We start from the raw sequence: 22,829 nt of genomic DNA, 5'->3' as shown, positions 1-22,829 counted from the left end.
GTGGGTTATGCAAGTTAAGCGTTTTTTCGCCGCCGATATGCGTCAGGCCATGAAGCTGGTCCGGGATGAGCTTGGCTCCGACGCCGCCATCATCGGCAACCGGCGCATCGCCGGCGGTGTCGAGTTGACGGCCGCGCTGGACTACAAGCTGTCCGCCCTGGCCCCACGCGTGCCGAACATCGAACTCGAGGACGAGCTGCGCAAAACCCAGACGCGCATCGCTACCGCCCAGGCCGAACTGAGCACACGCAACGAAAGCGACGAGATCGGCAATCGCCAATTGTTCGCCGGATTGTCGTTGACCGCCTCCGAGCCACTGGTCGAGCCACAGGTTGACGCGCCGGCGCAGGTTGCGGCTCCAGCGCCGGCACCGGTCGATCCGCGTCTGTTCGATGCCATGCGCTCGGAGCTGTCGGGCCTGCGCGAATTGCTCGAAGTCCAGCTCGGATCCCTGGCCTGGAGCCAACTGCAGGGCAACAAGCCGCAGCAGGCCAACCTTTGGCGTCGCTTGCAGCGTATCGGCCTGTCGGGCCCGATCGCTCGCGAAGCACTCGAGCTTGCCGGCGAGATCGAAGACCCGCGCCACGCCTGGCGCATGATCTTGGCCCACCTGGCACGGATGATCCAGGTCCCCGAGATCGAGCCGATCGAAGAGGGCGGTGTGATCGCCATGGTCGGTCCGGCCGGTATGGGCAAGACCACCACGTTGGCAAAGCTGGCGGCGCGCTACGTGCTCAAATATGGCGCCCAGCATCTGGCGCTGGTGAGCATGGACAGCTTCCGCATTGGCGCCCAAGAGCAGCTCAAGACATTGGGGCGCATCCTCAATGTGCCGGTGACCTATGTCGACCCGGGCCAGTCCTTGGCCCAGGCGCTCGATCCGCTGTTGCGCAAGCGCGTGGTGCTGATCGACACCGCAGGCCTGCAGGCCAGCGACCCGGCCCTGCGGCTGCAACTGGAGAGCCTGGCCGGACGCGGCATCGCCGCCAAGAATTACCTGGTACTGGCCACCACCAGCCAGAAGCAGGTGCTGACCGCCGCCTACCACAGCTACAAGCGCTGTGGCCTGGCCGGCTGCATCCTGACCAAGCTTGATGAAACGGCCAGCCTCGGCGAAGTGCTGAGCCTTGCCATCAGTCACGAATTGCCCGTGGCCTATCTGACCGATGGACCGCGCATTCCTGACGACCTGCAACTGCCGCGCAAACATCAGTTAGTCAGCCGTGCGGTCAGTGTGCAGATGCAGGACGAGCCCAGCGAAGAGGCGATGGCCGACATGTTCGCTGATCTCTACCACAACCCAGGCAAGCGTGCGGGTTGACGAATGGACAGCGCAAAGAACCTGCATCCTGAGCGTCGTGTTCAGCTCCTGATGTGGCCTGGGCCCCGAGACAAGGTAAAGAACAAACATGGGTAGCATGCATCCCGTACAGGTGATCGCCGTGACCGGCGGTAAAGGTGGCGTGGGCAAGACCAACGTTTCAGTGAACCTGTCCCTGGCGCTGGCCGAGCTCGGCCGCCGGGTCATGTTGCTGGATGCCGACCTGGGCCTGGCCAACGTCGACGTCCTGCTGGGGCTGTCGCCCAAGCGCACCCTGGCCGATGTCATCGAAGGGCGCTGCGAGCTGCGCGATGTGCTGTTGCAGGGGCCAGGCGGTGTGCGCATCGTGCCGGCCGCCTCCGGCACCCAGAACATGGTGCACCTGGCGCCAGCCCAGCATGCCGGGCTGATCCAGGCGTTCAGCGAGATCGGCGACAACCTCGATGTGCTGGTGATCGATACCGCCGCGGGAATCGGGGACTCGGTGGTGAGCTTCGTGCGCGCCGCGCAGGAGGTGCTGTTGGTGGTCTGCGACGAGCCGACCTCGATCACCGATGCCTACGCCTTGATCAAGCTGCTCAACCGCGATTACGGCATGAACCGCTTCCGGGTCCTGGCCAACATGGCGCAGAGCCCGCAGGAAGGGCGCAACCTGTTTGCCAAGTTGACCAAGGTCACGGATCGCTTCTTGGACGTCGCCTTACAATACGTCGGTGCCGTGCCTTACGACGAATGTGTACGCAAGGCGGTGCAGAAGCAGCGGGCGGTCTATGAGGCCTTCCCTCGATCCAAGTGTGCGCTGGCCTTCAAGGCCATCGCGCAGAAGGTCGACAGCTGGCCGCTGCCTGCCAACCCGCGCGGGCACCTGGAGTTTTTCGTCGAGCGTCTGGTGCAGCCTACCAGCGCAGGACCGGTACTATGAATGCGAGCGGTTTCAAGATGTACAGCCGGGCGGCGCGTGATGCCCAGTACGAACTGGTCGAACGTTATGCCCCTCTGGTCAAGCGCATTGCCTATCACTTGCTGGCGCGCCTGCCGGCCAACGTACAGGTCGAGGACCTGATCCAGGCGGGCATGATCGGCTTGCTGGAAGTGGCCAACAAATACGATGCCAGCAAGGGCGCGAGCTTCGAAACCTACGCCGGCATCCGCATTCGTGGGGCCATGCTCGATGAGGTACGCAAGGGGGATTGGGCGCCGCGTTCGGTACACCGCAACACCCGCATGGTCAGCGACGCGATACGCGCCGTGGAGGCCAGAACCGGTCGCGACGCTAAAGATCATGAAGTTGCTGCCGAACTCCAATTGAGTCTCGATGATTATTACGGGATTCTGAACGACACCCTGGGCAGTCGCCTGTTCAGCTTCGACGACCTCCTGCAGGACGGCGAGCACGAAGGGCTGCACGAGGATGGCGCCAGTGGCCAGCTGGAACCTTCGCGGGACCTGGAAGACGAGCGCTTCCAGGCCGCGCTGACCGAAGCCATCGCCAACCTGCCGGAGCGTGAGCGTCTGGTGCTGGCGCTGTACTACGACGAAGAGCTGAACCTCAAGGAAATCGGTGAGGTGCTTGGGGTCAGCGAGTCGCGTGTCAGCCAGTTGCACAGCCAGTGCGCCGCGCGCCTGCGCAGCCGTCTCGGGGAATGGCGGGCACGTTGAGCCAGGGTTCGCCACCGTCGTTGGATGTTGTACCGAATTGATTGAATGCGCGTCCGGGGGCCGGGCGCGTTTAAGACTGCTTGGAGGTCTAATTGAACAAAGACATGAAAATCCTCATCGTTGACGACTTTTCGACGATGCGGCGGATCATCAAGAACCTGTTGCGTGACCTGGGCTTCACCAACACCGAGGAGGCCGACGACGGCACCACGGCGTTGCCGATGCTGGAAAACGGCCACTATGACTTCCTCGTGACCGACTGGAACATGCCTGGCATGTCCGGCATCGACCTGCTGCGCAAGGTCCGTGCCCATGACCGCCTCAAGGGTATGCCGGTGTTGATGGTGACCGCTGAAGCCAAGCGCGACCAGATCATCGAAGCGGCCCAGGCCGGGGTCAACGGCTATGTGGTCAAGCCCTTCACCGCCCAGGTGCTCAAGGAGAAGATCGAAAAGATCTTCGAACGCGTCAACGGCTGAGTCACGTCAGGGGGCGCCATGGAGCAAATGAACACATCGTTGGGGGAGTTCGAGTCGACCCTGAAGAAACACGCCCAGGAACTGGTCGAGAGCCTCGAGCACGGCCGGTTCGGCGAGGCGGTGCAGCTGATCCACCAGCTGAACCAGACCCGCGACCGCGGCCTGTACCAGGAAGTCGGCAAGCTCACCCGCGAGCTGCACAGTGCGATCGTCAGCTTCCAGATCGACCCGCGCATGCCGCAGGCCGAGGAAGTGTCGCAGATCACCGACGCCACCGAGCGCTTGTCCTACGTGGTCAAGCTCACCGAAGGCGCGGCCAACCGCACCATGGACCTGGTGGAGGCGAGCACGCCGCTGCTCAACGACCTGCAGGCCGAGGCCCAGAACCTGAGCACCGACTGGCAGCGCTTCATGCGCCGTGAAGTCGCAGCGCCGGAGTTTCGTGATCTGGTCAAGCGCGTCGACAGTTTCCTGACGCAAAGCGCCGAGGGGAACCGCAAGGTCGCTGGCCATCTCAACGACATTCTCCTGGCCCAGGACTACCAAGACCTCACCGGCCAGGTGATCAAACGGGTGACCGCGCTGGTCACCGAAGTCGAAAGCAATCTGCTCAAGCTCGTGCTGATGGCCAGCCAGGTCGACCGTTTTGCCGGTATCGAACATGACCACCAGCAGCTGCGTGCTGAAAAAGATCAAGAAAAACATCCGACTCGGGGTGAAGGTCCGCAGATTCATGCCGATAAGCGTGAAGATGTCGTGTCCGGTCAGGACGACGTCGACGATTTGCTGTCCAGCCTGGGTTTTTAGGGAGCACGTTCAATGAGCTTCGGCGCCGATGAAGAAATCCTCCAGGATTTCCTGGTAGAGGCCGGCGAAATCCTCGAGCAACTGTCCGAGCAATTGGTCGAGCTGGAAAGCCGACCGGAAGATGCGGACCTGCTCAATGCGATCTTCCGCGGTTTTCACACTGTAAAAGGGGGCGCCGGCTTCCTTCAGCTCAATGAGCTGGTGGAGTGCTGCCATATCGCCGAGAACGTGTTCGACATCCTGCGCAAAGGTGAGCGCCGGGTCGATGCGGAATTGATGGATGTGGTGCTCGAGGCACTGGATACGGTCAACAGCATGTTTGGCCAGGTGCGCGAGCGCAGCGACATTACCCCGGCCACGCCGGAGTTGCTGGCCGCACTGTCGCGTCTGGCCGAGCCGGCCGGTGCCGAGGCCCCAGCGCCTGCGGCCCAGGCTCCAGCCGTCGCCGAAGCCGAGCCTGCGGTCGAGCCCGACATCACCGATAGCGAGTTCGAACAACTGCTCGACTCGCTCGATGCGGTGAAGGCCCAGGCCGAGGCTACCGAACAGCTGCAGGGTGAGGTCGCGGGAAGCGACAGCGACGAGATCACCGATGCCGAGTTCGAGTCGCTGCTCGATCAGTTGCATGGCAAAGGCCAGTTTTCTGCCCAGACGCCTGCGCCTGTGTCGGCTGACAGCGTCGCGGCGCCGAGCAGCGATGAAATCACCGACGATGAATTCGAAGCGTTGCTCGATCAGTTGCACGGCAAGGGCACCTTCGCCGCCGATGCACTGCCCGGCGCTACGGCCGCACCTGCTTCGGTCGAGGCGGGCGCCCAAAGTGGTGACATCACCGAGCACGAATTCGAAGCTTTGCTGGATCAGCTACACGGCAAAGGCAAGTTCTCCAGTGACGCGGCCGTGGCTGCGCCTGAGGCCGTGGCGGCCTCTGCCGTGGCCAAGGCCGACAGCAAGCCTGTCGCCAAGCCTGAACCGGCGCCGGTGGCCAAGCCTGCGGCTGCCAAACCGGCCGCGCCGGCCCGCGCAGCAGCCCCAGCCGCCGAAAAGCCTACTGCCAGCGAAGCGGAAACCACTGTGCGGGTCGACACCGCGCGCCTGGACGAGATCATGAACATGGTCGGCGAACTGGTGCTGGTGCGTAACCGTCTGGTACGCCTGGGCCTGAACAGCGGCGATGAGGCCATGTCCAAGGCTGTGTCCAACCTCGACGTGGTCACCGCCGACCTGCAGACCGCGGTCATGAAGACCCGCATGCAGCCCATCAAGAAGGTCTTCGGCCGCTTCCCACGGCTGGTTCGCGACTTGGCCCGCCAGCTCAAGAAGGAAATCAACTTGGAGCTGGTCGGTGAGGACACCGACCTGGACAAGAACCTGGTCGAGGCCTTGGCCGACCCGCTGGTGCACTTGGTACGCAACGCCGTCGACCATGGCATCGAAATGCCCGAGGAGCGCGAAGGCGCCGGCAAGGCACGGACCGGCCACGTGGTGCTGTCGGCCGAGCAGGAAGGCGACCACATCCTGCTGTCGATCTCCGACGACGGCAAGGGCATGGACCCTAACATCCTGCGGGCCAAGGCTGTCGAAAAGGGCCTGATGGACAAGGATGCCGCCGATCGCCTGAGCGAATCCGATTGCTACAACCTGATCTTCGCGCCGGGCTTCTCCACCAAGACCGAGATCTCCGACGTGTCCGGTCGCGGTGTGGGCATGGACGTGGTCAAGACCAAGATCTCCCAGCTCAACGGCTCGATCAACATCTTCTCGGCCAAGGGCCAGGGTTCGAAGATCGTCATCAAGGTGCCCTTGACGCTGGCGATCATGCCGACCCTGATGGTGATGCTGGGCAACCAGGCGTTCGCCTTCCCGCTGGTCAACGTCAACGAGATCTTCCACCTGGACCTGTCGCGCACCAACGTGGTCGACGGCCAGGAAGTGGTGATCGTGCGCGACAAGGCGCTGCCACTGTTCTATCTCAAGCGGTGGCTGGTCCAGGACCAGGTGCACGAGGAGCAGCGCGAAGGCCATGTGGTGATCCTGTCGGTCGGCACCCAGCGTATCGGCTTCGTGGTCGACCAGCTGGTGGGCCAGGAAGAGGTGGTGATCAAGCCGCTGGGCAAGATGCTCCAGGGCACCCCGGGCATGTCCGGCGCGACCATCACCGGCGACGGTCGCATCGCGTTGATCCTCGATGTGCCGAGCATGCTCAAGCGTTACGCCGCCCGGCGAATTTGATTTCGGTGGCGCACCTTGGCGGTTGCGCCGCCTAATGGAGTGTTTATGGCAGTCAAGGTCCTGGTGGTGGATGATTCCGGTTTCTTCCGCCGCCGCGTCTCGGAAATTCTCTCGGCCGACCCGACTATCCAGGTCGTGGGTACCGCGACAAATGGCAAGGAAGCGATCGACCAGGCAATCGCCCTCAAGCCGGATGTCATCACCATGGACTATGAAATGCCCATGATGGATGGCATCACGGCAGTGCGGCACATCATGCAGCGCTGCCCGACGCCGGTATTGATGTTCTCCTCGCTGACCCACGAAGGCGCCCGGGTCACCCTCGACGCCCTGGATGCCGGCGCGGTGGACTACCTGCCGAAGAACTTCGAGGACATCTCGCGCAACCCGGACAAAGTCCGGCAGTTGCTGTGCGAGAAGGTCCACACCATTTCGCGCAGCAACCGCCGGTTCGGCGGTTTCGCGACGGCGAGCCCGGCGCCTGCGCCTGCCAGCCATGCACCGACCAGCAGCTTCGCAAGCCCTTCGACGGCTCGCGTTTCGACCCCGGCTGCGTCTGTGGTCCGTCCAGCGTCCAGCAGCCATTCGCCAGCACCCAAGCGCAAGCCCTACAAGTTGGTCGCCATTGGCACGTCCACCGGCGGCCCGGTGGCGCTGCAGCGGGTGCTGACGCAACTGCCGGCCAGCTTCCCGGCGCCGATCGTGCTGATCCAGCACATGCCGGCGGCCTTCACCAAGGCCTTTGCCGAGCGCCTGGACAAACTGTGCAAGATCAGTGTCAAGGAAGCCGAGGATGGCGACATGCTGCGCCCGGGGTTGGCCCTGCTGGCCCCTGGCGGCAAGCAGATGATGATCGACGGCCGTGGCGCGGTGAAGATCCTGCCGGGCGATGAGCGCCTGAACTACAAGCCCTGCGTGGATATCACGTTCGGCTCGGCGGCCAAGTCCTATGGAGACAAGGTCCTGTCTGTGGTTCTCACCGGCATGGGCGCTGACGGTCGCGAAGGGGCCCGCCTGCTCAAGCAGGGCGGCAGCACCGTCTGGGCCCAGGATGAGGCCAGCTGCGTGATCTATGGCATGCCGATGGCCATCGTCAAGGCCAACCTGGCCGATGCGGTTTACAGCCTGGACGAGATCGGCAAGCATCTGGTCGAGGCGTGCGTCTGATGGATGTCCTGAGCCTGATTGGCCTGATCCTCGCGTTCGTCGCCATCGTTGGCGGCAACTTCCTGGAAGGCGGCCATGTCGGTGCCTTGCTCAACGGCCCGGCGGCGTTGATCGTGCTGGGCGGTACCCTGGCGGCGGCGCTGCTGCAGTCGCCGCTGTCGGCCTTCAAGCGGGCATTGCAGATCCTGCGCTGGATTTTCTTCCCGCCGCGCGTTGACCTGCCCGGCGGTATCGATCGGGTCGTCAACTGGAGCCTGACCGCGCGCAAGGAAGGCCTGCTGGGTCTTGAAGGGGTGGCGGACGCCGAACCCGACCCGTATGCGCGCAAGGGCCTGCAACTGCTGGTGGACGGCGCGGAGCCCGAGTCGATCCGCAGCATCCTCGAGGTCGACTTCCTGACCCAGGAGAGTCGCGACATCCAAGCGGCCAAGGTGTTCGAGAGCATGGGCGGCTATGCGCCGACCATCGGCATCATCGGCGCGGTCATGGGCTTGATCCATGTGATGGGCAATCTGGCCGACCCATCTCAGCTGGGCAATGGCATTGCGGTGGCTTTCGTCGCCACCATCTACGGCGTGGCCAGCGCCAACCTGATCCTGCTGCCGATCGCCAACAAGCTCAAGGCCATCGCGCTGCGCCAGTCGCGCTACCGCGAAATGCTGCTCGAAGGCCTGCTGTCGATCGCAGAAGGGGAGAACCCACGCTCGATCGAGCTGAAGCTGCAAGGCTTCATGGAGTAAGCCATGGCCCGCCGTCGTCACACCGAGGAACACGAAAACCACGAACGCTGGCTGGTGTCGTACGCCGACTTCATCACCTTGCTATTCGCCTTCTTCGTGGTCATGTATTCGATCTCCTCGATCAACGAGGGCAAGTACAAGGTCATCTCCCAGGCTCTGCTCGGCGTATTCAACGACCCTGAGCGCAGCATGAAGCCCATCCCGATCGGCGATGAACGCCCGCTCAGCGTCAAACCCGCCGAGCCGCTGATCAAGGACAGCGAGCAAACCGACGCAGGCCTTGCCCAGAGCAATGCCGACCCGTTGAAGACCATTAGCGATGACGTGCGCGACGCCTTTGGCGACCTGATCAAATCCGACCAAATGACCGTGCGCGGCAACGAACTGTGGGTCGAGATCGAGCTCAACTCATCGCTGCTGTTCGGCAGCGGTGACGCCATGCCCAGCGACACAGCGTTCTCGATCATCGAGAAGGTGGCCAACATCCTCAAGCCTTACGCCAACCCGGTGCACGTCGAAGGGTTCACTGACAACCTGCCGATCCGTACCGCTCAATACCCGACCAATTGGGAGCTGTCCTCTGCCCGAGCGGCGAGCATCGTCCGCCTGTTGGCGATGAACGGTGTGAACCCGGCGCGCATGGCCTCGGTGGGGTATGGCGAGTACCAGCCGGTGGCCAGCAACGAGACGGCCGAAGGACGGGCGCGTAACCGTCGAGTGGTGTTGGTGATTTCCCGCAACCTGGAAGTACGCCGCAGCCTGACCGGGTCCGGTAGCGCCAATGCCACGCCGGACGCGGCCTTGCGGCGGGCTGGCACACAAACTGCACCGACAACGCCTGCACCGGCGGTTGGGGGCTGAGCCCGTCAATTGTCCGTCACTGAATTCAAACCGTTCCCGGCAGGGCAGGCGGCCATTGCGGGGGGAAGCAACGCACGATGAGAGTCTGGGCAGTAGCCAATCAAAAAGGTGGCGTCGGCAAGACCACCACCACCATCGCCTTGGCCGGGTTGCTGGCCGAAGCGGGCAAGCGCGTGGTCGTCGTCGACCTCGACCCGCACGGCTCGATGACCAGCTACTTCGGGCACAACCCTGATGCCCTGGAGCACAGCTGCTACGACCTGTTCCTGCACAAGGGCACGGTGCCCGAGGGCTTGCCAGGACAACTGTTGCTGCCCACCAGCGACGAGCGTATCTCGCTGCTGCCTTCGAGCACCGCATTGGCCGTGCTCGAACGCCAGTCGCCGGGGCAGAGTGGCCTGGGCCTGGTGATCGCCAAGAGTCTGGCGCAGCTGTGGCAGGATTTCGACTTCGCCCTGATCGACAGCCCTCCGCTTTTGGGGGTGCTGATGGTCAATGCCCTGGCTGCCAGCCAGCAGTTGGTGATCCCGGTGCAAACCGAGTTTCTCGCGGTCAAGGGCCTGGAACGCATGGTCGGGACATTGGCCATGGTCAACCGCTCGCGGCGCCAGGCGCTGCCCTACCAGATCGTGCCGACCTTGTTCGACCGTCGCACCCAGGCGTCTCTTGGCACGCTCAAGGTCTTGCGTGACAGCTATGGTGAGCAGGTCTGGCAAGGCTACATCCCGGTCGACACGCGCCTGCGCGATGCCAGCCGGGCGGGGGTCACACCTTCGCAGTTCGATGGCAAGAGCCGGGGGCTGATCGCCTACCGGGCATTGCTCAAGCATCTGTTGACCTACAAACCCGCATTGCAGGTGGCCTGATGAACCCAGCACGGCAGACCACCACCAAGCCGCAATTGGCCTTGCAGTCCTACCTCGATGGCCTGTTGCAGGACGCCACCGAGGAGCTCGATGCGCCCCAAGCGCCGGCTGAAGAGGCGATCGTCGATGAATTCGCCGCCGCGGTGCGTGAGGAGCAAGCCAGGGACGCTGAGCGTCAGGCCGCCCCAGCAGCAGTTGTTGCGCGACCCTTCGCCGAGCCCAGTGCAGTGGCCGTGTTGCCAACGGTCCTGAAACCGGTCGAGGTGACGCCGGAGCCTGCGGCCGTCAACGTCGAACCCGAAACTCCAGCAGTCGAGGCCCAGGCAATCGAGCCGGTGGCGCCACTGGTGGATGTCTACCTGCCGGCCGCCAATCCTCCTGTGCCACCGGCGACGGTGGACGGTCGCCCGGCCTGGGCGGCAGAGCCCTTCGAGTGCTTGCTGTTCGATGTCGCAGGGCTGACCCTGGCGGTGCCGCTGGTCTGCCTGGGCTCGATCTACAGCCTGGCGGGTCAGGAGTTGACGCCGCTGTTCGGCCAGCCTGACTGGTTCCTGGGCATCCTTACGTGCCAGGCGGGCAATCTCAAGGTCCTGGATACCGCGCGCTGGGTCATGCCCGACCGCTATCGCGACGATTTCCGCCAGGGCCTGCAGTACGTGATTTCCGTCCAGGGCTATGAATGGGGGCTGGCCGTGCATCAGGTCAGCCGCTCCCTGCGCCTGGACCCGGCCGAGATCAAGTGGCGCAGCCAGCGTGGCCAGCGGCCCTGGCTGGCCGGCACCGTGATCGAACACATGTGCGCCTTGCTCGATGTCGCTGAACTGGCCGAGCTGATCGCCAGCGGCGCCGTCAAGCAAATGCATGCCAAACACCAATGACTGAAGGCCACAACTGCCGTGGCCATAGCGAGCACACCGCCAATGGCGGATTTTGAGGGGTAGGGGAATGAAAAAGTCGTCTGCACAAGGTTCCGAAGATCCGATCCTGCAATGGGTGACCTTCCGCCTGGACAATGAGTCCTATGGCATCAACGTCATGCAGGTGCAGGAAGTCCTGCGCTATACCGAGATCGCTCCGGTGCCTGGTGCGCCGAGCTACGTGCTGGGCATCATCAACCTGCGCGGCAACGTGGTCACGGTGATCGACACCCGTCAGCGTTTCGGTCTGATGCCGACCGAAGTCACTGACAACACCCGCATCGTCATCATCGAGGCGGACAAGCAAGTGGTGGGCATCTTGGTCGACAGCGTGGCCGAAGTGGTCTACCTGCGTCAGTCCGAGATCGAGACCGCGCCGAATGTCGGCAACGAAGAGTCGGCCAAGTTCATCCAGGGCGTGTGCAACAAGAACGGCGAGCTGCTGATTCTGGTCGAGCTGGACAAAATGATGACCGAGGAAGAGTGGTCCGAGCTGGAGAACATCTGAGTTGATTTTCGAGGCTGCTGTCGTTTTCCTGGCGCTGCTCTGGGCCCTGAGCCTGTGGTTCTTCCTCAACTACAGCAAGCGCCAGCGTGAGCTGGCGGCCCAGCAGGCCCTGGGCGATGCGCTGCGAGACCAGCGCATCAAGGACCTGGCCAAGCGTCTGGATGACTACCAGAACGGCACGGTGCGCATGGGCGAGGCGATCCATGAATTGCGCGCAGTGCTCGCGCCGTTGCCGGATAAACTCCAGCAACTGGAGCAGCGCGACCCCAACAGCGTGACGTTCACCCAGGCGGCCAAGCTGGTGGGCATGGGGGCCAGCATCGATGAGCTGACCCGCACCTGTGGCCTGACCCAAGCCGAGGCGGAGCTGATGAGCAAGCTGCACCGCGGCGAATGAAACAGGCTTTGTCCAGGCGCATATTCGCCAGTGTTGTGTCTCGTCAGGGCGGGCAACGCTGGCGAACTGCTTTTCGACCAGGCACGAATGCGGTTTAGGCGCGTTCGTTGGGCAAGCGCAACAGCGTGGGGGTAATGTCGCGCTCAGCGGCGGGCTGATCGTCAAAGCCCACCGGTACCTTGCCGCGCAATTGCCAGGCGAAGGCGATGATCTCGGCAATGGTCAGGTACAGCGCTTCGGGGATCTGTTCGCCCAGCTCCAGGCGCGCCAACAGGCGGACCAACTCGGCGTTCTCATAGATCGGCACCTCGTGTTCGCGAGCGATGGCGAGGATGGCCTCGGCCAACTCGTCGTCACCTTTGGCGCTGAGGGTGGGAGCCTGCTGGCCGTCGTAGGTCAGGGCAATGGCCTGGCGCGGTTGCTTGTCGGTCATGCGTTTTCGTCCACCCAACGTTGTTCCAGGCGCGTGCGTGCCCCCTGGGGCGGAATGCCCGGGTGACACTGCAGTTCGCCCACATCCAGGCCTCGGGCCACCAGGCGTTCGCGCAACTCGCCCAATTGGCGTTCGATCAACTGCGCAGTCTGCTGCTGCTCTGCCCACAGCTGCCCTGACAACCGGCCCTGGCTCAGTTGCGCCTGGACCTGCAGCGGGCCCAAGGGTGGCAGGTCGAATGCCAGCTCGATTCGCCACAGCGACTCCAGCGGATCGCGCTGACTGCGCTGCGAATCGGCCTGTTGCTCCGGGGTCTGCTCCTGCTGCAGCTTGACCTGCAGTGGAATGAACTCCTGGCCATGGCGGATGGGAATCTCGGTCTGCCAGGTGGTCTGCAGGTTGCCGTTCTCGGTGATGCCGGTCTGCTGCAGGCTGGCCAGCTGATGGCTTTGCAAGCGCGAGATGGCGGCGGCGGCCAGACGTAGCAATTGTTGCAGGTCGCCTTCGGCTTCCAGGCTCTGGAGCAGGCGCGAGGGCAGGGGAAAGGTGCCAGGCTGGGGCCGTGGGCTATTTCTGTCAAGCATGCCCAGGGCGCTGCGGGCGATGGCCGGAAACGCCTGAGCCAGGGTGGCGGCGGTGGCGGGGCTGCTCAGCGCGCTGCTGGGCAGGTCGGGAAACGTTTGGGCCACCAGCCGGACCAACTGTGCCTTGAGGTCCGGCACCAGGCCTGCGCCGCCACCGCCGAGCAGCTTGGCCTCGAGGAACGCGCCACTGTTGTTCAATGCCTGGGCGAGGGTCTTGGCGTCGCCGAGCTGGCGGGCCTCGGGCAGGCTGGCCAGCAGACGTTCGGCGCTGGTCTTGAGCTCGGCATTGGCGCCAGGGTCGCGGGCGATCTGCTGCAGCGCAGTGAGCAGGCCCGATAACGAGGCTTGGCGACTTTGCTGGGTGCCGAGCTGTTGGGCGATCGCCAACTGGTCCTGACAGCCGCTCAGCGGCACGAAGCGCAACGACTGATCGCCTTGGACCTGCGCGCTGAGCAAGCTGCCCACCGGCAGGGGGCGTGGGCTGTCCACCGTCAGGGTGGCCCCGGCCTGGGCGCTGTTGAGCAGGCTGACCAGAGAGCGGAAGCTCGCCGCCTCGCCAGGTGCCACGGCCTGCGCCTGGCTAGTCAGCACCTTGCCTTGCAGCAGGGTGCCGACCGGTACTTTGTCGGTGTCCAGGCGAGTGAGGGTGGCGATGTTGTTGGCATTGGCTTGCTGCAGGAGCACCGTCAGGCGGTTGCTGTCAGTCTGGGCGACGGTCACTTGGCTGCCTTGAGGCAGGGGTTGGCTGGCGCTGGCCTGCAGTTGGGTCTGGGTGCCGTTGGCCAAGGTCAGGCGCAGCAGCAACTGGAAATCCTGGCCCACCTGGCGCAGAGAGAGCACATCGGCCCGGGCCGTCTCGCCTGGGGCCAGCAGGCCGGGCTGTGATTGCAGCAGACGCAGCAGCTCGCCGGTCATCGCAGCCTTGCCCGCCTGGAGTCCGAGCGTGGATTGTGCGCCGAGACTATTGATTTCAGTCATGATTGTATACAACCTGTCGGACCCGCCCTCTTGGCAGCGAGACGTCCCATGTAATAATGCCCGCCGTCCGCCACTGCCACTATAACGGCAGTGACCGGGGCGACTTGAGACACTGGGGTTCAGCGCGGGTTCGGGCGGACTACGGCGCGCGGCGCTGAACCCAACATTGATAAGGCGAAACCGTGACCCTTCATCTCCAAGCCGCGGGCCTGGCCTGCGAGCGTGACTGGCGATTGCTCTTCGAGCATCTGGACTTCCAGTTGCGGCCCGGTGACATGCTGCAGATCAGTGGCCCCAACGGCAGCGGCAAGACCAGCCTGCTGCGGTTGCTGGCCGGCCTGATGCAGCCTACCGCGGGTCGGATTCTGCTCAATGGCCAACCGTTGGCCGAGCAGCGCCATGCGCTGGCCAGCATCTTGCTGTGGATCGGCCATGCCGCCGGGATCAAAGACCTGCTCACCGCCGAAGAGAATCTCGCCTGGCTGTGCGCACTGCATCAGCCGGCCAGTGCCCGGGCCATCTGGCAGGCGCTGGAGGCCGTGGGGCTTCGAGGATTCGAAGATGTGCCTTGCCATACGTTGTCCGCCGGCCAGCAGCGCCGCGTGGCCTTGGCGCGGCTGTATCTGGACAGCCCCCCGTTGTGGATACTCGACGAACCCTTCACCGCTCTGGACAAGCAAGGTGTGGCGCAACTGGAGGTCCACCTGGCGGCCCATTGCGAGCAAGGTGGCACGGTGGTGCTGACCACCCATCACAACCTCGAGCGCAAGCCATCGGGTTATCGAGAACTGAACCTGGGGCAGTGGGCGGCATGAGTGTATTCATCCTGTTGTTGCGCCGCGAGGCGCGTCTGTTGTGCCGCCGCCCGGCGGAGCTGGCCAACCCGTTGGTGTTCTTTGCGATAGTCGTCGCCTTGTTCCCTCTGGCGGTCGGTCCTGAGACACAATTGTTGCAAACCTTGTCGCCAGGCTTGGTCTGGGTCGCGGCATTGCTGGCCGTATTGCTGTCGCTGGACGGGCTGTTTCGCAGCGACTTCGAGGACGGCTCGCTGGAGCAGTGGGTGCTGTCGCCGCATCCGCTGGCACTGCTGGTGTTGGCCAAGGTGCTGGCACACTGGATCTTTTCCGGGCTGGCGCTGGTATTGTTGGCGCCATTGCTTGCCTTGATGTTGGGGCTGCCAGCTGGCTGCCTGCCGGTGCTGCTGGGGTCGCTGCTACTGGGAACCCCGGTGCTGAGCCTGCTGGGCGCGGTGGGGGCGGCACTGACTGTGGGCCTCAAGCGTGGCGGCCTGCTGTTGGCATTGTTGATCCTGCCGCTGTATATCCCGGTATTGATCCTGGGCAGTGGCGCCTTGCAGGCAGCATTGCAGAATATGCCGGCGACCGGCCATCTGCTCTGGCTGGCCAGCCTGACGGCCCTGGCGGTGACACTGGCACCTTTTGCGATCGCGGCTGGCCTGAAGATCAGCGTCGGCGAATAACGAGTCCCGGGCTTCCAAGCCCGGCAAATACCGTGGATGTACCTTGATGAAGATAAGCTGGACGTGGTTCCACAAGCTGGGCTCCCCCAAATGGTTCTATGCCATCAGTGGCCGCATGCTGCCTTGGCTGAGCGGGTGCGCCATTCTCCTGCTGCTGGTCGGCGTCATCTGGGGCCTGGCCTTCGCCCCGCAGGATTACCAGCAGGGCAACAGCTTCCGGATCATCTACATCCACGTCCCCGCCGCCATGCTGGCCCAGTCCTGCTATGTGTTGTTGGCGGTGGCTGGCGTGGTGGGGCTGGTGTGGAAGATGAAACTGGCTGATGTGGCCGTGCAGTGCGCAGCGCCCATCGGTGCCTGGATGACGGCCGTGGCGCTGGTCACCGGGGCGATCTGGGGCAAGCCGACCTGGGGCAGTTGGTGGGTCTGGGATGCCCGACTGACCTCCATGCTCATCCTGCTGTTTTTGTACTTCGGCATCATCGCCCTGGGCCAGGCGATCAGCAATCGTGACAGCGCGGCCAAGGCTTGCGCGGTTCTGGCGATCGTCGGTGTGGTGAACATCCCGATCATCAAGTACTCGGTGGAGTGGTGGAACACCCTGCACCAAGGCGCCACCTTCACCCTGACCGAGAAGCCGGCCATGCCTTCTGAAATGTGGCTGCCGCTGTTGCTCACGGCATTGGGTTTCTACTGCTTCTTTGGCGCTGTGCTGCTGCTGCGCATGCGCCTTGAAGTGCTCAAGCGCGAGGCGCGCGCCAGTTGGGTCAAGGAGGAAGTGTTGAACAGCCTGGGTCGGAGGGCCGCGTGATGAGCTTCGCTTCCTTCAATGATTTTTTGGCCATGGGGCACCATGGTCTGTACGTCTGGTCGGCTTACGGCATCTGCCTCGCGGTGCTGGCGCTCAATGTCGCCGCACCGCTGCTGGCTCGGCGTCGTTACCTGCAAGAAGAGGCGCGTCGTCTGCGCCGGGAGAACAACCAGTGAATCCTCAGCGCAAGAAACGCCTGTTCCTCATCCTGGGCCTGCTGGTCGGTGTCGCCATCGCCGTGGGCTTTGCGCTGAGCGCCCTGCAGCAGAACATCAACCTGTTCTACACGCCGACCCAGATCGCCAACGGCGAGGCGCCGCTGGACACGCGCATCCGTGCCGGCGGCATGGTCGAGAAAGGCTCGGTGCAGCGCTCCCCCGATTCGCTGGACGTGCGCTTCGTGGTCACCGACTTCAACAAGTCGGTGCCGATCACCTACCGTGGCATCCTGCCCGACCTGTTCCGTGAAGGCCAAGGCATTGTCGCCCTGGGCAAACTGAATGCCGACGGCGTGGTGGTGGCCGACGAGGTCCTGGCCAAGCATGACGAGAAATACATGCCGCCGGAGGTCACCAAGGCCCTGAAGGAAAGCGGCCAGGCCGCGACCGGTGCGGAGCCCAAGCCATGAACGCGGCATTGGTCATCCCGGAGCTGGGGCAATTGTCGATGATCCTGGCGATTTGCTTCGCGGGGGTCCAGGCCAGCGTACCGCTGCTTGGCGCCTGGCGCGGCGACAGTCTGTGGATGAGCCTGGCGCGGCCTGCGGCCTGGGGGCAGTTCGCCTTCCTGGCCTTCGCCTTTGCCTGCCTGACTCACGCCTTCATGACCGACAACTTCTCGGTCGCCTATGTGGCCAGCAACTCCAACAGCGCCTTGCCCTGGTACTACAAGTTCAGTGCGGTGTGGGGCGCCCACGAAGGTTCGCTGTTGCTCTGGGCCCTGATCCTCGGCGGCTGGACCTTCGCCGTTTCGGTGTTCTCGCGCCAGTTGCCGCAAGTCATGCTGGCTCGGGTGCTCGCGGTGATGGGCATGATCAGCGTGGGCTTCCTGTCGTTCCTGATCGTCACCTCCAACCCATTCGAGCGCCTGCTGCCGCAGGTGCCCACGGACGGACGCGACCTCAACCCGTTGCTGCAGGACTTCGGCCTGATCGTTCACCCGCCGATGCTGTACATGGGCTACGTGGGCTTCTCGGTGGCCTTCGCCTTCGCCATCGCCGCACTGCTCGGCGGCCGCCTGGACGCGGCCTGGGCGCGCTGGTCGCGGCCTTGGACCATCGTCGCCTGGGCCTTCCTGGGCGTGGGGATCACCCTGGGCTCCTGGTGGGCCTACTACGAGTTGGGCTGGGGCGGCTGGTGGTTCTGGGATCCGGTGGAAAACGCCTCCTTCATGCCATGGCTGGTGGGCACGGCACTGATCCATTCGCTGGCCGTCACCGAAAAGCGTGGGGTGTTCAAGAGCTGGACGGTACTGCTGGCCATCGCCGCGTTCTCGCTCAGCCTGCTGGGTACCTTCCTGGTGCGCTCCGGGGTGCTGACCTCGGTGCATGCCTTCGCCGCCGACCCTTCGCGCGGTGTATTCATCCTCATCTTCCTGCTCTTCGTGGTAGGTGGTTCGCTGGCCCTGTTCGCGTTTCGAGCGCCTGTGGTCAAGAGCCAGGTGGGCTTTGCCCTGTGGTCGCGGGAAACCCTGTTGCTGGCCAACAACTTGGTGTTGGTCGTGGCCGCCTCGATGATTCTGCTCGGTACGCTCTACCCTCTGGTGCTCGATGCCTTGACCGGCGCCAAGCTGTCGGTCGGTCCGCCTTACTTCGATGCGTTGTTCCTGCCGCTGATGGCATTGCTGATGGTGGTGCTGGGCATCGGCGTGGTGGTGCGCTGGAAAGACACCCCCGGCAAGTGGCTTGTGGGCATGATGACTCCGGTGTTGATCGGCAGCGCTATCCTGGCACCGGTCGCGGGCTTGATCGTCGACGATTTCGAATGGCCTGCCTTGAGCGCCTTCGCCCTGGCCGCCTGGGTGGTGCTTGCCGGCGTTCGCGACATCTTCGACAAGACCCGCCACAAGGGCCTGGCCAAAGGGCTGCGCGGCCTCTCGCGCAGCTACTGGGGCATGCAGCTGGCGCACCTGGGCCTGGCGGTTTGCGCTTTGGGCGTGGTGCTGGCGAGCAGCAACAGTGCTGAGCGCGACCTGCGCATGGCCCCCGGCGAAAGCGTGGAACTGGGTGGCTATCACTTCCTGTTCGAGGGGGCCAAGCATTTCGAAGGGCCGAACTTCATTTCCGACAAGGGCACTGTCCGGGTAAGCCGTGATGGCCGCGAGGTGACCGTGCTGCATCCGGAGAAGCGCCTGTATACGGTGCAGCAATCGATGATGACCGAGGCCGGTATCGATGCCGGTTTCACCCGCGATCTGTATGTCGCCCTCGGCGAGCCCCTGGACAACGGGGCCTGGGCGGTGCGAGTGCATATCAAGCCTTATGTCCGCTGGATCTGGCTGGGCGGTCTGCTGACCGCGCTGGGCGGATTCCTGGCGGCTCTCGACCGACGCTATCGCGTCAAGGTCAAGGCCCGGGTGCGTGATGTCCTGGGCATGTCTGGAGCGACTGCATGAAGCGTTGGATCATGGTGTTGCCACTGGCGGTGTTCCTGCTGGTGGCGGTCTTTCTCTACAAGGGGCTGTTCCTCAAGCCCGACGAACTGCCTTCGGCGATGATCGGCAAGCCCTTCCCGGCGTTCTCCCTGGCTTCGGTGCAGGGCGATCGTACGCTGACCCCCGCGGACCTGCAGGGGCGCCCAGCGCTGGTCAACGTCTGGGCGACCTGGTGCCCCTCGTGCAAGGTCGAGCACCCGTACCTGAACCAGCTGGCCGAGCAGGGCGTGGTGATCCACGGCGTCAACTACAAGGACGACAACGCCGCGGCGTTGAAGTGGCTGGCGGATTTCCACAATCCCTACCAGTTGAACATCCGTGACGAGCAGGGCAGCCTCGGTCTGGACCTGGGCGTGTATGGCGCACCGGAAACCTTCCTGATCGATGCCAAGGGCATCATCCGCTACAAGCATGTGGGCGTGGTCGATGCCACCGTGTGGCGCGAGCAACTGGCGCCGCTGTACCAGGGGCTGGTCGATGAGGCTCAGCCATGAAGCGCTGGCTTGCTGCTGCCGTACTGGGGTTGAGTCTGACGGGCGTGGCCAAGGCTGCCATCGATACGTATCAGTTCCGTGATGACGCCGAACGTGAGCGTTACCAACAGCTGACCAAGGAACTGCGCTGCCCCAAGTGCCAGAACCAGGACATCGCCGATTCCAATGCACCGATTGCCGCCGACCTGCGCCGAGAAATCTTCCGCATGCTCGGCGAAGGCAAGAGCAACCAGCAGATCGTCGACTTCATGGTCGACCGCTACGGTGATTTCGTGCGCTACAAGCCAGCGCTCACCGGGCGTACCTGGCTGCTCTGGTTCGGCCCGGGGATTCTCCTGGTCGGTGGCTTCGTGGTGCTGGCGTTGATCGTGCGTCGTCGCCGAAATACTGTGGCAAACCCTTGCGCGCAGCTGTCCGCCGAGGAACGCGAGCGTCTCGCCAAACTGCTGGATAAAGAACAGACCCATGACTGAATTCTGGCTTAGCGCGGGCCTGCTGTTGCTCGCGGCCCTGGCTTTTCTGCTGATCCCTATCCTGCGTGGCCGGCGTCGGCAGCAGGAGGAAGACCGTACTGCCCTCAACGTCGCCTTATACCAGGAGCGTGTGGCAGAACTGGCTGCCCAGCAGCAAGCCGGTGTACTCGACAACGACCAGTTGGCCAAGGGCCGCGACGAGGCGGCCCGTGAGCTGTTGGCCGACACCGAGGGCGCCGAGGCGCCACGTCAGGGCCACTTGGGCAAGACCTTGCCGCTGCTTGCGGCGGTGCTGGTGCCGGTGCTGGGCCTGGGCCTCTATTTGCATTTCGGCGCTGCGGACAAGGTCGAGCTGACCCAGGAGTTCGCCCAGGCGCCGCAATCGATGGAAGAAATGACTGCGCGCCTGGAGCGCGCCGTGCAAGCCCAGCCGGACTCGGCCGAAGGTCTGTACTTCCTCGCTCGGGCCTACATGGCCGAGCAGCGTCCCGCCGATGCGGCTCGTACCTTCGAGCGAGCCGTGACGCTCGCAGGGCGACAGCCCGAGCTGCTCGGGCAGTGGGCACAGGCCCTGTACTTTGCCGCCAACAAACAATGGAGCCCGCAGGTACAGGCCCTGACCGACGAAGCGCTCCAGGCGGACCCCAAGGAGGTGACCAGCCTTGGACTGCGTGGCATCGCGGCGTTCGAGGGCGAGCGCTATCAGGAGGCGATCGATTACTGGCAACGTCTGTTGGCCCAACTGCCCGAAGGCGACGCGTCGCGCGCAGCCTTGCAGGGGGGGATCGACCGCGCCGCCGAACGCCTCAAGGCTGCAGGGGGCACCCTGGCCGCCGCGCCTGAGGCTGCACGCCTGAAGGTGCGGGTGGCCCTGGCGGATGCGCTCAAGGACAAGGTCAGGCCAGACGACACGGTGTTCATCTTCGCCCGGGCCAGCAATGGCCCACCCATGCCTTTGGCCGCCAAGCGCGTGACGGTTGCCCAGCTGCCAGTGGAAGTGGAGCTTTCCGACGCGGATGCGATGATGCCGCAGATGAAACTGTCGGACTTCGCGCAAGTCCAACTCGTTGCACGCGTATCGCGCGCCGGACAACCGACCCGAGGCGAGTGGATCGGCCAGAGCTCGCCGCTGCCCAACCGAACCCAGGGCACCCAACAACTGACCATCGACAGCCCAGATCCTTAAGAGAGCGATTCAAATGAACAGCACTGTGCGCTTGACCCTGATCACCCTGGCATTGGGTCTTTCCGCGTGTACGGTGCAGCCGCCGAGCCAGGAGCGCTTGCCGCCGATAGAGGCCCCTCATCCCCGCCAGGGGCCAGCGGTCAAACCGTTGCCAGGGGGGCAGCCGGGCACCCAGCCGAGCAAGCCCGCCGCCACGCCCAAAGCAATGCCGCGTACCTCTGCCAGCTTCGCCCCGCCACCAGGCGGGGCCAGCCATTGGGACCCGCGCATGGGTGTCTATGTCCTGGAGAACAAGACCAATACCTTCTATCGCCAGCGCACCTACTACCGCTGGAACAACGGCTGGAGCTGGTCGCTCAGCCCTGATGGACCCTGGCAGGAAACCGACAGCAGCGGTGTGCCAGGCGGTCTGGGACGCGCCTTCGCTCAGTAGTTCACCCGACCGTTACAGTACAGTTTTGATCCTATCTTTCCATTGACTGTACTGGTGGGTTGCCACGCATAATCCCAGCTCACCGTTGAGCTGGGGGGCGTTCGAGCCCGACTGTCCTGTCGGACGCGTGGCGCGGCTATCGCCATTTTCCTGCCCCCGCTTGCAAACATTCTTTGCCGCTCGGCACTCACTGGCGCTTTTGCGTTCCTGAACGTTTTCCAGAACTCGCCCAGCCAGGTGCTGGGCTTTAGGAGTCTTTGCATGCAATTCGAAATTTTCCAGGTCGACGCGTTCTCCGCCACGCCGTTCGGCGGCAACCCAGCGGCAGTCGTCCCGCTGGAAACCTGGCTGCCCGACGAAACACTCAAGCGTATCGCCGCGGAGAACAACCTTTCCGAAACCGCTTACTTCGTGCGTAACGGCGAGGCATTCGACCTGCGGTGGTTCACCCCGACCGTGGAGGTGAACCTATGCGGGCATGCGACCTTGGCAACGGCGTGGGTGTTGTTCGAGCAGTTGGGGGAGCAGGCCGAGGTGCTGCGGTTCAATACCCGCAGCGGCGAACTGCGCGTCAGTCGAGGTGCCGATGGGCTGCTGGCGATGGATTTTCCGGCCAAGCAGCCGGTAGCGGTTGATATTCCTCAAGCGTTGCTCGAGGCGCTAGGGCTGACCAGTGCCCGACGTTGTATCGCACTGATGACTATGTGCTGGTGATCGACGATGCCGAGCTGCTCGGCACGCTGACGCCGGATTTCGTTGCGCTTTCGGCGTTTGACGTGCGAGGAATTGCGGTGACAGCACCCGGAGGTGGGTTTGATTTCGTTACCCGTTGGTTCGGCCCTCGGGTTGGGGTCAATGAAGACCCGGTGACAGGGTCGGCGCATACATCGCTGGCGCCTTACTGGTCCGAGCGGCTGGGCAAGCGCCGGTTGGTGTGCGAGCAAGGCGGGGCGCGTAAGGGGCAACTGGAATGTGAAGTGCCAGGGAATGGGCGGGTGATCATCAGTGGGCGGGGGGCTTTGTACCTGCGTGGGGTCATCTTTGTCTGAGTGGGTTGTGGGGTGAGCCTTTACGCCTATTCGCGGGTAAATCGGGACGCCGAATAGGCCGGAACAAACACCAAAACAATTAACTTGTTTACCGTTACCGTTGCCGTTGCCGTTGCCGTTGCCGTTGCCGTTGCCGTTGCTTTTGCTACGCGATAGTCCAGACACCACCCATCGCGACCTCAGAAGGCCGAGTGGAGGTGTCTGTAGGGGCAGGCGCGCAGCGCCCTTCGGCGGTAGCCGAAGACGCGAGATGGAGGCTGGCGCAGCCAGCCGGAGGCCGCGGAGCCCCGCAGGACACCGCA

General features: G+C 63.9%; 25 protein-coding genes and 1 pseudogene. 24 read left to right on the top strand and 2 right to left on the bottom strand.

From position 1 onward, the window contains the following. Nucleotides 1-7: 7 nt before the first annotated feature. From flhF to DQ397_RS06810, 13 genes are all read left to right on the top strand, one after another. Nucleotides 8-1,321, top strand: a complete 1,314-nt coding sequence (flhF, locus tag DQ397_RS06870) for a flagellar biosynthesis protein FlhF (RefSeq protein ID WP_043212799.1) — start codon at nt 8-10, stop codon at nt 1,319-1,321. An 88-nt stretch (nt 1,322-1,409) separates the two neighbouring features. Next, nucleotides 1,410-2,243: a flagellar synthesis regulator FleN gene (gene fleN, locus DQ397_RS06865; RefSeq protein WP_043212801.1), complete on the top strand. Its 834-nt coding sequence runs from the start codon at nt 1,410-1,412 to the stop codon at nt 2,241-2,243. Continuing rightward, on the top strand, nt 2,240-2,980 hold the full coding sequence (fliA, locus tag DQ397_RS06860; RefSeq protein ID WP_043212803.1) for an RNA polymerase sigma factor FliA: 741 nt from the start codon (nt 2,240-2,242) through the stop codon (nt 2,978-2,980). The genes fleN and fliA overlap by 4 nt, the downstream gene beginning before the upstream one ends. 104 nt (nt 2,981-3,084) lie before the next feature. Beyond that, entirely contained in the window at nt 3,085-3,459 is a 375-nt protein-coding gene (locus tag DQ397_RS06855) for a chemotaxis response regulator CheY (protein ID WP_011534888.1), read from the top strand. 18 nt (nt 3,460-3,477) lie between these two features. Further along, nucleotides 3,478-4,266, top strand: a complete 789-nt coding sequence (locus DQ397_RS06850) for a protein phosphatase CheZ (RefSeq protein WP_043212807.1) — start codon at nt 3,478-3,480, stop codon at nt 4,264-4,266. A gap of 12 nt (nt 4,267-4,278) precedes the next feature. Then, a complete protein-coding gene (locus DQ397_RS06845; RefSeq protein WP_043212808.1) occupies nt 4,279-6,498 on the top strand; it encodes a chemotaxis protein CheA in 2,220 nt (739 codons plus the stop codon). 45 nt (nt 6,499-6,543) lie between these two features. After that, nucleotides 6,544-7,665 (top strand): chemotaxis response regulator protein-glutamate methylesterase, encoded by a 1,122-nt coding sequence (locus tag DQ397_RS06840; protein WP_043212811.1) that lies wholly within the window; start codon nt 6,544-6,546, stop codon nt 7,663-7,665. Beyond that, nucleotides 7,665-8,405, top strand: a complete 741-nt coding sequence (locus tag DQ397_RS06835) for a flagellar motor protein (RefSeq protein ID WP_043212813.1) — start codon at nt 7,665-7,667, stop codon at nt 8,403-8,405. The genes DQ397_RS06840 and DQ397_RS06835 overlap by 1 nt, the downstream gene beginning before the upstream one ends. Before the next feature lie 3 nt (nt 8,406-8,408). Continuing rightward, on the top strand, nt 8,409-9,266 hold the full coding sequence (motD, locus tag DQ397_RS06830; RefSeq protein WP_043212815.1) for a flagellar motor protein MotD: 858 nt from the start codon (nt 8,409-8,411) through the stop codon (nt 9,264-9,266). 77 nt (nt 9,267-9,343) lie between these two features. Next, nucleotides 9,344-10,132: a ParA family protein gene (locus DQ397_RS06825; RefSeq protein WP_043212817.1), complete on the top strand. Its 789-nt coding sequence runs from the start codon at nt 9,344-9,346 to the stop codon at nt 10,130-10,132. Next, complete coding sequence (locus DQ397_RS06820; RefSeq protein WP_043212820.1) at nt 10,132-11,010, top strand: CheW domain-containing protein; 879 nt, start codon at nt 10,132-10,134, stop codon at nt 11,008-11,010. Before DQ397_RS06825 ends, DQ397_RS06820 begins: the two co-directional genes overlap by 1 nt. Before the next feature lie 67 nt (nt 11,011-11,077). Continuing rightward, nucleotides 11,078-11,557, top strand: coding sequence for a chemotaxis protein CheW (locus DQ397_RS06815; protein ID WP_003254393.1), 480 nt, complete (start codon nt 11,078-11,080; stop codon nt 11,555-11,557). A 1-nt stretch (nt 11,558) separates the two neighbouring features. Beyond that, nucleotides 11,559-11,954, top strand: a complete 396-nt coding sequence (locus DQ397_RS06810) for a DUF2802 domain-containing protein (protein WP_043212822.1) — start codon at nt 11,559-11,561, stop codon at nt 11,952-11,954. Between the two features lie 94 nt (nt 11,955-12,048). On the opposite strand, the gene DQ397_RS06805 is transcribed toward DQ397_RS06810, so the two are convergent. Together DQ397_RS06805 and DQ397_RS06800 are read right to left on the bottom strand one after the other, a co-directional pair. Further along, nucleotides 12,049-12,387 (bottom strand): EscU/YscU/HrcU family type III secretion system export apparatus switch protein, encoded by a 339-nt coding sequence (locus tag DQ397_RS06805; RefSeq protein WP_043212825.1) that lies wholly within the window; start codon nt 12,385-12,387, stop codon nt 12,049-12,051. Next, nucleotides 12,384-13,949 (bottom strand): flagellar hook-length control protein FliK, encoded by a 1,566-nt coding sequence (locus DQ397_RS06800; RefSeq protein WP_043212827.1) that lies wholly within the window; start codon nt 13,947-13,949, stop codon nt 12,384-12,386. The genes DQ397_RS06805 and DQ397_RS06800 overlap by 4 nt, the downstream gene beginning before the upstream one ends. Nucleotides 13,950-14,131: 182 nt before the next feature. Here DQ397_RS06800 and ccmA point away from each other — a divergent pair, with 182 nt between their 5' ends. From ccmA to DQ397_RS06745, 11 genes and pseudogenes are all read left to right on the top strand, one after another. Beyond that, complete coding sequence (gene ccmA / locus DQ397_RS06795; RefSeq protein WP_043212828.1) at nt 14,132-14,764, top strand: cytochrome c biogenesis heme-transporting ATPase CcmA; 633 nt, start codon at nt 14,132-14,134, stop codon at nt 14,762-14,764. After that, nucleotides 14,761-15,429: a heme exporter protein CcmB gene (ccmB, locus tag DQ397_RS06790; RefSeq protein ID WP_043212857.1), complete on the top strand. Its 669-nt coding sequence runs from the start codon at nt 14,761-14,763 to the stop codon at nt 15,427-15,429. The genes ccmA and ccmB overlap by 4 nt, the downstream gene beginning before the upstream one ends. A gap of 46 nt (nt 15,430-15,475) precedes the next feature. Next, nucleotides 15,476-16,240 carry a heme ABC transporter permease gene (locus DQ397_RS06785; protein ID WP_043212831.1) on the top strand — a complete coding sequence of 255 codons (765 nt, stop codon included), beginning with the start codon at nt 15,476-15,478 and terminating at the stop codon, nt 16,238-16,240. After that, entirely contained in the window at nt 16,240-16,416 is a 177-nt protein-coding gene (gene ccmD, locus DQ397_RS06780) for a heme exporter protein CcmD (protein ID WP_043212833.1), read from the top strand. The genes DQ397_RS06785 and ccmD overlap by 1 nt, the downstream gene beginning before the upstream one ends. Further along, nucleotides 16,413-16,868, top strand: a complete 456-nt coding sequence (gene ccmE / locus DQ397_RS06775) for a cytochrome c maturation protein CcmE (RefSeq protein WP_043212835.1) — start codon at nt 16,413-16,415, stop codon at nt 16,866-16,868. Before ccmD ends, ccmE begins: the two co-directional genes overlap by 4 nt. Continuing rightward, nucleotides 16,865-18,853, top strand: a complete 1,989-nt coding sequence (locus DQ397_RS06770; RefSeq protein ID WP_043212837.1) for a heme lyase CcmF/NrfE family subunit — start codon at nt 16,865-16,867, stop codon at nt 18,851-18,853. The genes ccmE and DQ397_RS06770 overlap by 4 nt, the downstream gene beginning before the upstream one ends. After that, nucleotides 18,850-19,386 carry a DsbE family thiol:disulfide interchange protein gene (locus DQ397_RS06765; RefSeq protein WP_043212840.1) on the top strand — a complete coding sequence of 179 codons (537 nt, stop codon included), beginning with the start codon at nt 18,850-18,852 and terminating at the stop codon, nt 19,384-19,386. Before DQ397_RS06770 ends, DQ397_RS06765 begins: the two co-directional genes overlap by 4 nt. Next, nucleotides 19,383-19,859, top strand: coding sequence for a cytochrome c-type biogenesis protein (locus DQ397_RS06760; RefSeq protein ID WP_043212843.1), 477 nt, complete (start codon nt 19,383-19,385; stop codon nt 19,857-19,859). Before DQ397_RS06765 ends, DQ397_RS06760 begins: the two co-directional genes overlap by 4 nt. Beyond that, complete coding sequence (gene ccmI / locus DQ397_RS06755) at nt 19,852-21,045, top strand: c-type cytochrome biogenesis protein CcmI (RefSeq protein WP_043212845.1); 1,194 nt, start codon at nt 19,852-19,854, stop codon at nt 21,043-21,045. Before DQ397_RS06760 ends, ccmI begins: the two co-directional genes overlap by 8 nt. A gap of 13 nt (nt 21,046-21,058) precedes the next feature. Beyond that, entirely contained in the window at nt 21,059-21,478 is a 420-nt protein-coding gene (locus DQ397_RS06750; RefSeq protein WP_043212847.1) for a hypothetical protein, read from the top strand. A 261-nt stretch (nt 21,479-21,739) separates the two neighbouring features. After that, a pseudogene (locus DQ397_RS06745) lies at nt 21,740-22,527 on the top strand (PhzF family phenazine biosynthesis protein). Nucleotides 22,528-22,829: the final 302 nt, after the last annotated feature.

It is taken from the genome of Pseudomonas sp. CK-NBRI-02 (assembly GCF_008124495.1).
Classification (GTDB): domain Bacteria; phylum Pseudomonadota; class Gammaproteobacteria; order Pseudomonadales; family Pseudomonadaceae; genus Aquipseudomonas; species Aquipseudomonas guariconensis.
The sequence above is the reverse complement of the archived record's forward strand: the minus strand, read 5'-3'. Positions and strand labels throughout refer to the sequence as shown.